The organism is Labilibacter marinus, assembly GCF_001659685.2.
Taxonomy (GTDB): Bacteria; Bacteroidota; Bacteroidia; order Bacteroidales; family Marinilabiliaceae; genus Saccharicrinis; species Saccharicrinis marinus.
Genome location: NZ_LXYE02000035.1, coordinates 89,554 through 105,769 on the forward strand (window position 1 = coordinate 89,554; position 16,216 = coordinate 105,769).

Genomic DNA, 16,216 nt, shown 5'->3' on the forward strand with positions numbered 1-16,216 from the left:
TTGAACACAATTTAGCAATTTTAGTTCTTCTGTGAAGAATTAATTTGCGGAGCTTATTACTTGCAACCGGATTCGTATAACTAATTGGCAGCATTAGCTTTACATGTTGTTGTAGTGCGTTTTTAATATTGTAATTCAAAGTCGATTATTTTTAAAACTCCGTTTTCTAGGATTATTTATTATCCTATTCAGATTTTGATTTGAAATTCTTGTCTTATGCTCAAGAATGATGTTTCTAATGTTAGGAATATATTTATAAATTAAATCGTCAAATCCATTGTCATTATGGACTTTAATGAATTCTTGACGAGAAAAAGATATTAAATATGCTTTATCCTTTATCCCCAAGGGTAAAAGAAACCAAAGAATCGATTGATTTAATTCATAAAAGTCGAAAAACACAGGTGCTTCACAATTCATCCATTCTTTTAATAGTCGAGATTCCTCTGGAAAATTTATTTTTCGAATATTTACATTTCCAACAGGTGCTTGTGAACTTTCTTGTAATACTTTCTGAAATTGTTTTTTGTCCGTTTTTCTTCTTAAACCATCTATGACCCAAACCAATTTGGAGTAAAATCTATTTCTGGAATTTCGTTCTTCAGGCTTGATAAATGAATGCTGAAATTCTAAAACCCAATCTTTTTTTGTTTTCACATCGGCAATATGTTTTTCTCCAGTGTTGTCATGATGAATAATTTCCTGCCATTCCTTTGGGAAATTATTTTTCCAGTTTCTATGCCATTCTGTTTCGTTTTCCCACCAAATATCGCAATTCCGTGTTCCTTTATGCGCCCAGTGATTAATATTTACATCTCCACATTTTGCGATTAGTTCTGAATTGCAATTAGGACAAATACCTTTTCCACCTTTAAAGGCTTCTGTTTTATTTTCTCCTATAAACGCATATTTCATTTTGTTCCTAAGTTTCTATGTATGGTTAAATGCACTACAACTCCCAAGCATAATCACCTAGGTGCGTTTATTTTTCTTTTATATTAACTAAAGGTGTACAATACATGCCTTATGGGCATAGATAACACACCTAAATATGTTTGATTAATTTATTTAAATCTCTTAGCTCACAAAATTCCCAGAGCAAAATATACCCACTCTGAGGAAATATCTCCACGCAATTTAGCATTATATACTATTAATCATATAGATTATTTCATATCGATAAATATTCTAAATAAGCCTTTGTGTTTTATATTTACCCGAGCACAAAACCAGCCAACCTGTCACCTAAACCAGCCAACCCGTCATATTTACGGGCAAAAACATAAGCTAAACCAGCCAACCCGTCATATTTACCAACTAAAACACCAGTTAAACCGGTCAACCTGTCATATTTACCATTGAAAACACCTCTAAAACCGCTGCATTACTAGCTTCCAGTTGTAAAACCTATTAAACAAAACAAGGGTTGAATAGCTTCAACCCTTGTTTTAAATTCTCTATTATCTCGTAAAACTATTCTCAATTGAAATAACTTCTTTTGTCTCAAGCCGACAGGCTTTTCCTTTCTTCCTTCAGTCGAAGAAAGGAAACAAAGAAGACCGCCACTGCTGATAAAATGGCTAAAAATCAAATCATTTCACTAAAATCAAAGAACTCGCTTCGCTCAAACAGCTTTGATTTTTACGTTACATTTTTCGATTTTCTTAACGCACTTTATCAGAGGTGGAAAAGCAACTTCTCTTTGTGTGAAACAAACTATAGACCTTATAATAAAGCATAAAGATTACTAAAACATTTATTCGCTCAGTAATGAAGTTTTATAGGCCTTGGGCGTTACGCCTTTTATTTCTTTAAACCTGCGATTAAAATAAGCCAGGTTCTCATACCCCACCTCATACGCAATTTCCGAAACGCTTTTTTTAGAAGTCACCAATAACTCACAGGCCTTACTCACGCGCAATTGATTCAGGTAATGCGAAAAAGTAACACCCGTTTGTGCCTTAAAAAAATTACAAAAGCCCGAACGGCTCATTCCAACATGTTCCGATAAAGTAGAAATTCCAATATTATTCAGGTAATGAACGGCCAGATAATCTAACACATGTTTAGTTTTATCATTATACACTTTTTTATTATCGTACTTTACGGTAGACAAGCGTTTATAGGTGCTATCCTCTTGCGCCAGCACTTCTAGTATTTTAAAAAGCGATAAATAATTGCTTAAGCTGGGCGTAATCGTCATACGCTCCAATATTTCACGAACAGCTATATTTGTATCTCCCACTAACTCTATTCCATATTTTATTTGCTCCAATACCAAACCAAGCTGAGCAAATTCAGGAAACTGACTATTACTTTCGAATATGGAGTTTGAAAACAGAACTGCAATGGTTTCAATGGGATATTCCTCATCGGCATCCACCCCGCCTAATTCGTGGTAATGCGGCAATCCAGGGCCTAAAATAACTATTTCACCCGCCTGATAGTTATTAATGTGATTACCAATAACCCGCAAACCAAAACTCTTTTTTATATAAATAATCTCGTAATCGGGATGGTAATGATGCGGCGCATAAAAACTCTTTAGCTTATCGTTTTTCACCAATACACTCTGACCTTCTGATTTTACTACTGGTTTTAATTTTGCTCGCATATCATAATTTCATTTTACAAATACAAATGTAGTCATTTATAAAATATAGTATCAGTCAATATAAATATAGTACTTGAGCCCATCTTAAATAGCCCATACATTTGTAGGGTAATTTTTACGCTTTTAAGGCGAGTTATAAACTATAAACAAACTAAGTAGCAATAAATATGGATAACGCTAGTCAATTACCACAACTAAACAGGACTACCTATAACACATCAAAACAATATCCTGTAAAGGTTTTACAGTTTGGCGAGGGTAACTTTTTACGTGCCTTTGTTGACTGGATGATACACAAAGCCAATAACAGCATTAACTTAAATGCAGGTGTAGTGGTTGTTCAGCCACTCGAAAGAGGTATGGTTGATTTACTTCAAAAACAGGATAACCTATACCATGTTGCTTTAGAAGGAATAAAGGATGGCCAGCCTGTTAAGGAATCTGAATTAATTGACTGTATTATTGACGCCATAAATCCTTATGCTGAGTATGAAAAATACCTCAATTATATCCTTCATCCAGAACTAGAATTAGTTGTATCTAATACTACCGAGGCAGGAATTTCCAGAATAGATAATGAAGATATTAATGCGGCGCCACCAAAGTCGTTTCCGGGTAAGGTTTGTCAGCTTTTGTATAAACGTTTTCAGCATTTTAATGGCGCATCCGATAAAGGATTAACTTTTTTCTGTTGCGAGCTAATTGAACACAATGGCAGTAAATTAAAAGAGATTGTGTTAGAATTAGCGGCTTCTAATCAGCTAGAACCAGCATTTATTACTTGGTTAAACCAAAGCTGTTCGTTTTGCAATACACTGGTGGATAGAATTGTTCCTGGTTTTCCAAAAGACAATATTAAAAGCTTTCAGCAAGCCGTAGGATACGAGGATAACTTGATTGTTGTAGGAGAATATTTTCACCTTTGGGCCATTGAAGCACCCCAAGCGGTTCAGGCTAAATTCCCGTTCGACCAGGCTGGTTTAAATGTTGTTTGGTTAGATGATATGACGGCATTCCGCGATAAAAAAGTGAGGATTTTAAATGGATCGCACACCGCCCTTGTGCCTGTAGGTTTATTAAGCGGCCATCAAACAGTAAAAGAGGCTTTTGATGATAAAGTATTAGCAGACTTTATACAACAGATGGTGAGCCAGGAGGTTATTCCATGCATTAAAGGAGACCAGGATGCTTTAAAAGTATTTGCCGATGAAATATTAGAGCGTTTTTACAATCCTTATGTGAAACACTTTATGAAAGATATTTCGCTGAATTCTATTTCGAAATGGATTACCAGAGACTACCCTTCTGTACAAGATTATCATCAGTTAAACGGGGCCATTCCTAAGCGACTTTCGTTTTCTTTAGCGGCCTTATTGGTTTTATATAGCCCGCATAATAACATTGATTTTACACCCAATGACACTGCTGAGCATCTTGAGTTCATCAAAAGTGTTTGGGATTCCGATGCATCGAATGCCGAAAAAGTAAAGCAAATATTATCGAACGAAGGTGTGTGGAACGAAAACTTGTGCGCGCTTCCTGGTTTATGCGAATCGGTGACATCTTACCTCGAATCCATTTTAAAGCAAGGCATTAAAACCGCCATTCAATCTCTTTAGGCCTACGAGTATAATGCCTATAAAACATACCATATGATAGAATATATAAAAATACATAAAGACGATAATGCTATCGTTGCCCTAAAAGATTTAACCCAAGGAACCGTGCTTGATGTGGAAGGGACTAAAATTACCTTAATACAAGATGTTCCTGCAGCTCATAAAGTAGCCCTCCAGGATATACCAAGCGGAGAAATAGTTCGAAAATACGGTTTTCCTATAGGTCACGCTAAGGCGGATATAAAACAAGGTGAGCATATTCATACCCAAAATTTAAAAACTGGCTTAAGCGATAACCTTGAATATAGTTATTCGCCTACCCAAACTAAATTAGAAAGCGAAAAGAGCCCCAAAACTTTTCTGGGTTACCCCAGAAAAAATGGGGATGTTGGTATTCGTAACGAGCTTTGGATTATCCCCACTGTAGGTTGTGTAAATGGGCAAGCCAAAAGAATTATTGAGCTGCTCAAGGCCGAAACAGATACTTCGCATATCGATGATATAATGGTATTAAGCCATCAGTATGGCTGTTCGCAATTAGGAGATGACCATAGTAATACGCGCAAAGCTTTAGCGGCAGCGGCTAATCATCCCAACGCAGGGGCCGTATTGGTGTTAGGCCTGGGTTGCGAAAACAATCAGATAAAAGAGCTGAAGGAAGAAATAGGTGAGTGCGATCAAGAGCGTGTTCGTTTTTTAGTTTCGCAAGACGTAGAGGATGAAGTAGAAACAGGTTTGCAGATAGTAAAAGAACTGGCCGCCATAATGAAAAACGACGAGCGCAGCCAAGTTCCTGTTGCTAAACTTAAAATAGGTTTAAAATGTGGCGGTAGTGATGCTTTTTCAGGTATTACGGCTAATCCTCTTCTGGGTGCTTTTTCCGATTGGTTAATTGCACAGGGAGGCAGCACCATTTTAACCGAAGTACCCGAAATGTTTGGTGCTGAAACTACCTTAATGGATCGCGCTAAAGACGCCGTTGTTTTCGAGGATATTGTTACGCTCATTAACGACTTTAAGGATTATTTTAGAAGAAACAATCAGGTGATTTACGAAAATCCCTCGCCTGGAAATAAAGCGGGCGGCATAACAACGCTCGAAGAAAAATCATTAGGCTGTGTACAAAAAGGCGGCGGCAGCACAGTTATTGATGTATTAAATTATGGTGATGCCATTAAAAAACCGGGTTTAAGTTTATTATGGTCGCCAGGAAACGATTTAGTAGCTAGCTCTGCTCTTGCTCTATCCGGCTGTCAGATGGTGTTGTTTACCACAGGTAGAGGCACACCTTTCGGAAGTTTTGTTCCTACCATGAAAATATCGTCGAACTCATCCTTATTTAATCGCAAAAAAAATTGGATGGATTTTAATGCAGGAAGTCTACTCGAATCAAAATCGATGAAAGAATTGTGCGTTGAGCTTACCGACTTTATTATTGACATAGCCAGCGGACAAGAATTAAAGCACGAAATTTCAAATTTTAAAGAGTTAGCCATCTTTAAAAGTGGCGTAACATTATAAAATGTTCGTTTGTAGTTGTTGGTTATTGGTATAATATCCTTTAACCAATGACTATTAACTTATGACTTGATTTAAAACGGCACTACCATTATGGTTTCTAACTTAAGGTTGGTTCGTTCTTTTCCTTTGGCTTTAAATAAAGCGGTAAAGCTCGTTTTATCTTTTAAATACATTTGCGTAAAAGCCTTCAAGGAATCTGTGTTGGTAAAGAACTCCACCGTTGCCATCACACCAATATCATGATCGGAGAAAAATAAGAATTGCTCCGTATTATTGGCTCCCGTAAATCTAGAAACAATCGTAAAATCAGAACTTTTATAATCACTTTTAACCACAATATTAGTGTCTTTAATGGATGGGTGATGACTAAACTCAACCATCATATCTTCAATTTTAAAATACGGATTCGCTTCATTAAACAAATACACAAAATTGGTTTGGTCTTTTAGTCGCCCAACGTATATGGTATTCCCGTCTTTAATATCTAAAAAGGAAGTTTGCGTGGCATATTTTATTTCAAAATCCTTACCCCACTGCGTTAAAAAACGAGATAAGTGATGCGTGGCATTCTCTGCCATTCGGGTGGAGTAGTTGAAATCCGCTAAAGTGGTCATATCTTTTAAGGCAGGATTTTCTTCAATCATTTTATAGTACTCCTCCGGACTGTTCACACTAAAATCCCGAGTCCATCCTTTAAGGCCAGAAATGGTTTGTCCTCCATAACCAAAAGCATCACCAATAAACAAGTTTGTGTTATGCTCATTTTTTATAAACCCCTTCCAAATGCGAGGTGCAGAATCAGGAAGTTTTGAAAAAACAAAAGCCGCCAAGGTTACCACAAGTAAAAAATACGGTAGCACTTGCTTATATCTACTGGTTGAAATCTGTTTACGATTAATCTGCTGTTTCTCAAATTCTAAACTATACTGCCCTTTTTCTATTTTAAGATGCCACAATTCGCCAGCACCCTCAGCACCATAATATTTCGTCAGCTTATTTCGTAAATTATAAATATTTACCCTCACCCTAGGGTTGCTTTTATCCGAATCGGCTTTAGCGCCAAAAAACTCAATATCTATTATACCTTCTTTTAATTCGCGCTCTTCAATATTAGCTTGTACCAGATACCTTAAAATAGCTATACTCGTAGGCGCATTTTTAAACGTATCGCTCTTTACAATTCGCTCTGTTATTTCCAGTTTCTTTTCCTCGGAAAGCATATTACTTAATCACTAAAGTGCCAATTAATTGTTAATTTATGTATCTTATGCTATAACTCTGATATACTATTAAATACAACAGCGTTAACAACCGTTATAGCTACCGTTAAAGCGACGTTAAAGGTAGTCAAATAATTGATTTTAGAGTAGATTTGGTAGAGGAAATAAAAAATCCAGATGCATTCACAATCTGACAAATTAAAATCTATGTATATGCTTAAAATTTCTATGGCAGTTATTGTACCATTCATGTTGATACAACTGTTTATTCCAGTACAACTAAAGGCTCAAAACCTTACAGAAATTAAATACTTAACAGGAACCGATAAAGACCACCAAGTAGAATGGGATTTTTATTGTTCCGAAGGCCGTAAAAGCGGTGAATGGACTAAAATTGCCGTACCATCCTGTTGGGAGCAACAAGGCTTTGGCGATTATAACTATGGTAGCGACGACGAAGATAATAGAGCCAAAGAGTATGGCTTATACAAACATCGTTTTATGGTTCCTGCCGATTGGAAAAACAAAGACGTTAAAATCATCTTTGAAGGTGTAATGACTGATGCTGAAGTAAAGATTAATGGCAAGTTGGCGGGCGAAATTCACCAAGGTGCTTTTTACGAGTTTAACTATACCATTACAGATTTACTAAAATATGGAGTAGAAAATTTACTTGAAGTAAAAGTGAATAAAATATCGGCCAATGAATCAATTAACCATGCCGAGCGTGTGGCGGACTTCTGGATTTTTGGAGGAATATACCGTCCTGTATATTTATCTATCTCGCCTAAGGATAACATAGACCGATTAGCCATTGATGCCAAAGCAGATGGGAAAATATCGGCTGATGTATTTATTGAATCAAAAAAAGGAGACCATATAAGTCTGGCTCTTTATGATTTACAAGGAAATAAAGTACAAGATTTAAAGGTAGATCAACTGATCAAGGGAAATAATAAGTGGAATATATCGGCCCAAGCAAGCAACATTCAAACCTGGAATCCAGAAAAACCTCACTTATACAGTTTACAGGTAAACCTTTTAAATAAAAAAGGGAATACACTTCATCAAGTTAATCAGCGTATAGGCTTCAGAACTGTTGAGGTATTAGAGGGAGACGGAATTTACGTAAACGGAGAACGCATTAAGTTTAAAGGAGTAAATCGTCATTCTTTTCACCCTTCATCTGGCCGTACTACTTCAAAAGCCATTAGCATAGAACATGTTGAAATGATGAAAGACATGAATATGAATGCGGTTCGTATGGCACATTATCCTCCTGACATTCACTTTTTAGATGTTTGCGACTCCTTGGGTTTATTTGTGATAGACGAAATTTGCACCTGGCATAATCCTATGTTAGATACTGAAGTCGCTCGTAAAATTGTGAAAGAAACGGTGGTTAGAGATGTGAATCATCCTTCCATTTTACTTTGGGCTAACGGGAACGAACAAGGTTGGAATCCTGAAGTGGATGATGACTACGCTAAATGGGATATTCAAAACCGTGAGGTGATACACCCGTGGAGCATCTATAAAAAAACAAATACGATCCATTACAGCCATTATCATTCATTAATAAATGATTCTTATTCAAAGGATAAAATACTTTTTCCTACAGAATTTTTACACGGATTATATGACGGCGGACATGGTGCCGGTTTGCAGGATTACTGGCAACAAATGTGGAATTTACCTTTAAGTGCAGGAGGCTTTTTGTGGGATTTTGCAGATGAAGGCATAGAGCGCACAGACAGAAACGGAGAAATTGATTTGCAAGGTAACAAAGCACCAGATGGTATTGTAGGCCCATACCTAGAAAAAGAAGCCAGTTACTTTACCATCAAAGAAATTTGGTCTCCTATTTATATAGAGGATAGATTTATCAGAAATGATTTTAATGGCATTTTTAGAATAGAAAACCGCTACCATTACACCAATCTTTCAAGCTGTAAAATGACCGCTCAATGGCTTAAGTTTGATGGCCCCAAAGGAGACAAGAAGTCCCAGGTACTATCTGAAAGCATAGTGGAACTACCATCATTATCCCCTTTAAGCAAAGGCGTTTTTAAGGTTGATAAACCCCAGCATTGGGAATCAGCAGACGCTTTACACCTAACAGCTACCGACCAACACGGCAAAGAAATATTCACCTGGAGTTATCCCGTATCAACACCCAAAAATGCCAATAACAAACTGATTGACTATGCCAGTACAGGAGTTGTTAAAACCGAAACCGTAGATAAAACTATTCGAGTTGAGGCCAATGGAATAACTTATCTTTTCTCTAAAGAAACAGGTTTATTAAGTGAGGTGAAGAAAGACCAAAAAATTATTCCCCTAAATAATGGCCCAATTATTTTAAATCAGAAGGATGAAATCATTGATATAAAAGTAAATGCCGCTGACGACAAAACAGAGATAGAGGTTGTATTTGAAGAAACTAAATGGATGCCGGCATGGTCAACCATTAAAGAAAAACGCTCCGACATTATAAAATGGACGGTACATGCCAATGGACTATTGGATTTAAAAGTTGAGTTTAAAGGTTTTAGAAACCTAAAAGGATTTAGAGGTATTACATTCTCCTTTCCTGAAGAAGAAGTGGCTGGCATGAAATGGTTAGGTGATGGTCCGTATCGTGTGTGGCGAAACCGTATGAAAGGAACCCGTTTCCAAGTGTGGGAAAATGATTATAACAATACCATTACCGGAGAATCTGGATTTGTATATCCTGAGTTTAAAGGCTTTTTCTCTAGCTTATATTGGTCGGAGCTTAAAGGAAATAACAACAACGGATTTACGGTTTATTGTCGTACGCCTCATACTTATTTGCGCATGCTAACACCCGATTCTCCCGCAGATAATAAGAGGGATAAAGTGATTCCAAAATTCCCGCAAGGAGACATTTCATTTGTGATGAATATACCTGGAATTGGAACAAAATTTCAGTATTCAGACAGTACAGGCCCTCACGGGAGCCAAGAGCATTATTTTGGAAACGATGATGAGCCAATTGTATTGGACTTAACCTTTGAGTTTTAATAATAAATATTCCTCGCAAAGGCCGCAAACATAATAAACGCAGAGAACGCAAAGAGTTTAGATAAGTATTTATTCTTTGCGCCCTTTGCGCTAACCTTCGCGTCCTTTGCATGAAACACCTTAATGTACAGCTTTTAAAAATAACTCTCATGAAGCAAATATTATCTACAATTATCCTTTTTGCGACTATACTATTCAGTAATCCTGAGGTATTACAAGCGCAAACCAAAACACAAATTCAATACCTCTCAGGAACGGATAAAGACAATACCGTTGATTGGGACTTCTTTGTTTCCGACGGAATGCAAAGTGGAGAGTGGAAAAAAATTGGCGTTCCATCGTGCTGGGAATTACAAGGCTTTGGAAACTACAATTATGGTAGAGATTACAAAGCGAAGAAAGAATACCACAAGGAACATGGTTTGTACAAACATCAATTCAACGTACCTGCCGATTGGAAAAGTAAGGGAGTAAAAATAGTGTTTGAAGGTGTAATGACCGATTGCGAAGTAAAAATCAACGGCAAGTTGGCTGGAGAAATTCACCAAGGTGCTTTCTACGAGTTCAAGTATAACATCAGTAAATTACTAAAATATGGTAAAGAAAATGTATTGGAAGTAAAGGTTGATAAATGGTCGTCGAATGAATCCATCAACTTTGCCGAACGCAATACCGACTTCTGGATTTTTGGAGGAATTTATCGTCCTGTTTACCTAGAGGTATTACCTAAGGAAAACATTACGCGTGTAGCCATTGATGCACAAGCCAATGGGGAAATAACAGCAGATGTTTTCACTCAATCAAAAAAAGCAGAAAGTGCTTCAGCCAAACTGCTTGACTTAGATGGTAGAGTTGTTCAGGAATTCAATAACCTTAAAACAAAGAAATCCCAGGGTAAAATTACTGTTTCTGCCAAAGCAACTGATATCCTTACCTGGAATCCAGAATCTCCAAACCTTTATCAACTTGAAATTAGTTTAAACGATAAAAATGGGAATGAGCTTCATACCATCTCACAACGTATCGGTTTCCGAACCGTGGAAATTAGAGAGAGTGACGGTATTTATGTAAACGGTGTACAAATCAAGTTTAAAGGAGTAAATCGTCATAGTTTTCATCCCGAATCAGGTCGTACTACATCAAAAGCGCTAAGCATTGAGCATGTTAAAATGATGAAGGATATGAATATGAACGCCGTTCGTATGTCACATTATCCACCAGATGTTCACTTTTTAGATGTGTGTGATTCGCTAGGTCTGTTTGTGTTGGATGAAGTTTGTACCTGGCACGTTCCTTACCTGGATACCGAAGTAGGTAAAAAGATTGTAAAAGAAACCGTCATTCGCGATGTGAACCACCCCAGTATTGTAATTTGGGACAATGGTAACGAAACAGGATGGAACCCTGAATTAGATGGCGAATATGCCAAATGGGATATTCAAAAACGTGAAGTGATTCATCCCTGGGGTATTTTCGGAAAAACCAATACTTTCCATTATTTACCTCATCATGGTTTAGCTTATGATGGATATGCAAAAGATAAGATATCCTTCCCTACTGAGTTTATGCACGGTCTTTACGATGGCGGACATGGTGCCGGACTGGATGAGTACTGGAAAGTAATGTGGAATATGCCCTTATCGGCAGGTGGTTTTTTATGGGACTTTGCTGATGAAGGCGTAGTTAGAACAGATAAAAACGGAGAAATTGATGTAGATGGGAATCATGCTCCGGATGGCATTGTAGGTCCTTATGGAGAAAAAGAAGGAAGCTACTTCACCATTAAAGAAGTATGGTCACCTATTTTTATTTACGACAGATATATCAGAGAAAGCTTTAACGGAGTTTTTAAAGTGGAGAACCGTTACCACTATACCAAGCTAAATGCTTGTTCGATGAAAGCTACATGGGTAAAATTCGATGGTCCTTCTGGTTCTGCTACGGAAAAAGTAATTAATGAAAGTACGGTTAAGTTGCCTGCAATAGAGCCCAGTCAAAAAGGTTCTTTCAAGGTTGATTTACCACAAAACTGGCAAAATGCCGATGCACTTTATTTAACGGCAACAGATGCGCACGGAATGGAAATTTTCACTTGGTCGTATCCTGTAAAACTTCCAGCTAACTACAATAAAAACAAAGTAAACTATACCAACAACGGTGAAGTAACAGCTCAAGCCTTCAATGCAGGTATTAAAGTATCCAGCAAAGGATTAGATTTTACTTTTTCATCTGCAACTGGTATGCTTAAAAAAGTGGTTAAAAATGGTACTACTATTCCTTTAGCAAATGGGCCAATCATGTTAGGCAATAAGTCAAAACTGGATACGGTGTATTATTCGGTTTCAAAAGATAAAGTAGAAGTATTTGCACTGTATGAGAAAAAGAGGCTGCATTGGGACTGGCATGAAAGCCCTGAGATGACGCAGGATTTTATTAAATGGACCATTCATGCAAATGGACTAGTAGACCTGAAAGTAAGCATTAAAGGAACCCGTAAAACAAAAGATTTTTATGGAATCACTTTCTCCTTTCCTGAAGAAGAGGTGGCTGGTATGAAATGGTTAGGCGATGGACCTTATAGAGTGTGGCGTAATCGCATGAAAGGAACTCAATTGAAGGTGTGGGAAAACGATTACAACAATACGGTAACCGGAAAATCAGGTTGGGTATACCCAGAGTTTAAAGGTTACTTCTCCAGCTTATATTGGGCGCAGGTACGAGGTAATAACAACAACGGATTTAATGTGTATTGTCATAGCAAGTATACTTTTTTAAGAATGCTAACACCCGAACAGCCTGAAGATGCGCTAAAAGGTTCTGCAGTTCACAAATGGCCAGTAGGCGACATTTCGTTTGTTACAAACGTTCCTCCAATAGGATCTAAGTTTAAGGAAATTGGAGAACAAGGACCTACAAGTAATGAAGAAATGATTTTTGGTAATGATGATAAACCTATTGTTATTGATTTAACGTTTGAGTTTTAATGCTTGATTGTTTTGAATATCACCTTCTGCGTTATGCTTGTTCTCAAGCCTTGAATATGAACATTCAAACTCATCAATAAAACTAAGAATGGAATTTTTAAAATTACCCCAATGGGGTACTACATAAATAGCCCGGGGTTTTAACCCAGGGGAAACAATTAAGTAAAACCGATGAATCACAAACTAGATCATATATCGATAGCAAATTTGCGTCGGAACATCTCAATCCATTATTTGAAATAAATTAAGACGAAAAAACATATAGTTATGAAAAGAATATTTTTCCTTTTAACAGCAAGTTTATTTCTTTTTTCTTGCCAGCAAAATAAAACAACAGAAGCTGTTGAAGCCACAGAAACAACTACGAATGAAGAATTCCCGTTCTTTATTCCTTCAGAGAAACCAAACAGGCCTTTGAGTGCCGCGGTGGAACGAAACTATGATGCATATGAGAATATTCGTCCGGAGCAGAGTGAATTATACACACAGTTTAAATACACCAAACTAAAAGGTTTCGATTACAACGGTGGAGATGGAACGATAACTCGTCGTGATCCTTCAAAAGTGATCTACGAAAACGGTAAGTACTATGTGTATTATACAGGACGTAAATCACCTGTAAGACCCGTAGGCATGTCAAGAGCTAAAGAAGCAACTGATGTCATCCCTTCAGCAGACTGGGATTTATCAGACATTTGGTACGCCACTTCCGAAGACGGATTTACATGGAAAGAGGAAGGTATTGCCGTTCCTCGTCCTCCAAAACCTGAACCAGGTTGGCGTTCAGTAACAACTACCGACATTCTAAAATTCAATGGTAAATATTATTTGTATTTCCAGGCATTTATGGAAGCAAGTGGTTTACGTGGTGACTTCTGTCCTGTTTCTGTTGCATGGGCTGATTCTCCTGATGGACCGTGGCATCATACGGGTAAAATTGTTATTCCAAACGGACCGGATGGTTCTTGGGATCAATTCTCCATCCACGATCCATATCCATTAGTTCATGATGGCAAGATCTATTTATACTATAAAGGTGACTTTGATAAACGCCCTGAATTAAAACCATCAAAAATTCGTATGCAAGGCTTAGCTATTGCTGAAGATCCACTTGGGCCATTTGTAAAGCATCCTTTAAACCCTGTTATCAATTCAGGTCACGAAACTACTTTATTTCCATTTAAAGAAGGTGTTGCAGCCATTGTTCAACGAGATGGACAAGAGCATAATACTATTCAGTATGCAAAGGACTGGGTAAACTTTGAAATTGCATCCATTACCGAATTATTACCTGTGGCAGGTGGTCCTTTTGTACCTGATGCCTTTACCGACACCAAAGATGGTCGTGGTATTACTTGGGGAATTTCTCATATTATAAATGCCGATGGCAACTGGAACCATACGATGCTGGTACGCTTCGATTGTGACTTAAGCCAAGATATTCATGACGATGATATGAAACATCACCATTACAACTACAGTCCTGAATTTCATTTTTCGCACCGTTTAAACGGGAAGCAAAAGGATAGAATTAAAAAACAAACAGAAGCGCTTAAGCATCAAGAATAATCATCTACAATTTTATTATATCACCTCTGTTCCCCGGATAGTTTAAACAGAACCAGAGGTGTAACGCTTACAGATGAAAAAAGCTCATTATAAAAAATTTGTTAACGATTAAATCACAAGGTATGAAATCTAAAATATCGTATTTATTAACTGTTGCTGTTGTGTTTATGGTTTCTTGCAATTCTTCTGAGAAGAAAACCACCAACATAAAAAATTTTGAACCAACCTGGGAATCGTTAAAGCAATACGAATGCCCTACCTGGTTTCAAGATGCCAAGTTTGGAATTTACACGCATTGGGGCGTTTATTCCGTACCACAAAGTCCTGGCCATACCGATTGGTACGGAACCAATATGTACAAAAGCTGGAGTGGTAGTCATAAGTTCCATGTAAAAAAATATGGAGCATTAGATGAATTTGGTTACAAGGACTTCATCCCCATGTTTACCGCTGAGAAGTTTAATGCCGATGAATGGGCTGATTTATTTGTTGAAGCAGGTGCTCAGTTTGCAGGGCCCGCAGGTGAACATGCTGATGGATTTTCTTTGTGGGATTCTAAAGTAAACCCTTGGAATTCGGTAGATATGGGGCCTAAACTAGATGTGGTTGCAGAAATGGAGAGAGCGATCCGTAAACGTGGAATGAAATACGTTGTTAGCTTGCATCATTCTTGGTTGTGGGGATGGTTTCCAACATGGATGGAAGGAACAGATTGCTACAACGATCCTGAAGAAGGTTCGCTTTATGGCGAAAAACTACCCGAATCGGCCTGGAGAGTAAAAGCTGCTAAAGGATACTATAATGTAGACCCCATGCCAAGCAAACAATTCGAACACGTTTGGTTAGAAAAAGTAAAAGAAATTGTTGATAACTACAAGCCTGATTTGCTTTGGTTTGATAATCGTATTCAAATTCTTTCAGAAGATGTGCGTCGTCAAATGATGGCTTATGCATATAACAATGCAGCCAAAAACAAACAGGATTTTGTACTTACCTTCAAACGTCCTGATTTTCCATTGGGTACAGGAACCGTTGATCTTGAACGATCAAGAATGCCCGAAATATATCCGGAACCATGGTTAACCGATAATTCTATTTCGCAAAAAACCTGGAGTTGGGCTACTGACATTAAGCTATACTCCACCAATCGCTTAATTGATGATTTGGTTGACATTGTAAGTAAAAATGGCTGTTTACTGTTAAATGTTGCGCCTCATCCTGATGGCAGTATTCCTGAAGATCAAAAACAAAGCTTACGCGAAATGGGCAAATGGTTAAAGCTAAACGGAGAAGCCATTTACAAAAGTCGACCATGGATAAAATATGGTGAAGGTCCAACTGAAACATTAACAGGTCATTTAGCCGACCAAAAATTTGATGGTTTTAGCGATAAGGATATTCGTTTTACAACGCGAGATGGTCAGTTATATGCTATCGCTTTAGGTTGGCCCGCAAATGGAATCATCTCTATCAAGTCATTGAGTTCAACTCTTTATAATCAAAAGATAAAAAGCGTTGAGTTACTTGGAAGCAACGAAGATATTGCCTGGGAAAGATCCAAAGAAAGCTTTAACATTTTTCTTCCAGACGATAAACCCTGCGAAAATGCTTTTGTGTTTAAAATCAATCGATAATATAAAGAAC

Annotated in this window: 10 protein-coding genes; 6 read left to right on the forward strand and 4 right to left on the reverse strand. The window is 37.5% G+C overall.

Annotated elements, in window-relative coordinates:
* Window positions 1–135 precede the first annotated feature (135 nt).
* The 3 genes from A8L32_RS14730 to A8L32_RS14735 all read right to left on the reverse strand — a co-directional run bounded on the left by A8L32_RS14730 (window position 136) and on the right by A8L32_RS14735 (window position 2,614).
* Window positions 136–915 (reverse strand): competence protein CoiA, encoded by a 780-nt coding sequence (locus A8L32_RS14730; RefSeq protein ID WP_075590855.1) that lies wholly within the window; start codon window positions 913–915, stop codon window positions 136–138.
* A 298-nt stretch (window positions 916–1,213) separates the two neighbouring features.
* A complete protein-coding gene (locus A8L32_RS23790) occupies window positions 1,214–1,342 on the reverse strand; it encodes a hypothetical protein (RefSeq protein WP_262495120.1) in 129 nt (42 codons plus the stop codon).
* Between the two features lie 414 nt (window positions 1,343–1,756).
* Window positions 1,757–2,614, reverse strand: a complete 858-nt coding sequence (locus A8L32_RS14735; RefSeq protein WP_075590856.1) for a helix-turn-helix domain-containing protein — start codon at window positions 2,612–2,614, stop codon at window positions 1,757–1,759.
* A gap of 167 nt (window positions 2,615–2,781) precedes the next feature.
* On the opposite strand from A8L32_RS14735, the gene A8L32_RS14740 reads away from it, so the two are divergent.
* Both A8L32_RS14740 and A8L32_RS14745 read left to right on the forward strand, forming a co-directional pair.
* Window positions 2,782–4,233: a tagaturonate reductase gene (locus A8L32_RS14740; RefSeq protein WP_075590857.1), complete on the forward strand. Its 1,452-nt coding sequence runs from the start codon at window positions 2,782–2,784 to the stop codon at window positions 4,231–4,233.
* A gap of 33 nt (window positions 4,234–4,266) precedes the next feature.
* On the forward strand, window positions 4,267–5,754 hold the full coding sequence (locus A8L32_RS14745; protein WP_075590858.1) for a UxaA family hydrolase: 1,488 nt from the start codon (window positions 4,267–4,269) through the stop codon (window positions 5,752–5,754).
* Window positions 5,755–5,825: 71 nt separating this feature from the next.
* Here A8L32_RS14745 and A8L32_RS14750 read toward each other — a convergent pair whose 3' ends face one another.
* Window positions 5,826–6,974, reverse strand: a complete 1,149-nt coding sequence (locus A8L32_RS14750) for a hypothetical protein (RefSeq protein WP_075590859.1) — start codon at window positions 6,972–6,974, stop codon at window positions 5,826–5,828.
* A 213-nt stretch (window positions 6,975–7,187) separates the two neighbouring features.
* Between A8L32_RS14750 and A8L32_RS14755 the strand changes: the two genes are divergently transcribed.
* The 4 genes from A8L32_RS14755 to A8L32_RS14770 all read left to right on the forward strand — a co-directional run bounded on the left by A8L32_RS14755 (window position 7,188) and on the right by A8L32_RS14770 (window position 16,206).
* The gene (locus tag A8L32_RS14755; protein ID WP_075590860.1) at window positions 7,188–10,019 is read left to right on the forward strand and encodes a glycoside hydrolase family 2 TIM barrel-domain containing protein; all 2,832 of its coding nucleotides are present in this window, start codon (window positions 7,188–7,190) and stop codon (window positions 10,017–10,019) included.
* Window positions 10,020–10,168: 149 nt separating this feature from the next.
* A complete protein-coding gene (locus tag A8L32_RS14760; protein ID WP_075590861.1) occupies window positions 10,169–13,003 on the forward strand; it encodes a glycoside hydrolase family 2 protein in 2,835 nt (944 codons plus the stop codon).
* A gap of 267 nt (window positions 13,004–13,270) precedes the next feature.
* Complete coding sequence (locus tag A8L32_RS14765) at window positions 13,271–14,572, forward strand: glycoside hydrolase family 117 protein (protein ID WP_075590862.1); 1,302 nt, start codon at window positions 13,271–13,273, stop codon at window positions 14,570–14,572.
* Window positions 14,573–14,694: 122 nt separating this feature from the next.
* Entirely contained in the window at window positions 14,695–16,206 is a 1,512-nt protein-coding gene (locus tag A8L32_RS14770; RefSeq protein ID WP_075590863.1) for an alpha-L-fucosidase, read from the forward strand.
* Window positions 16,207–16,216 lie beyond the last annotated feature (10 nt).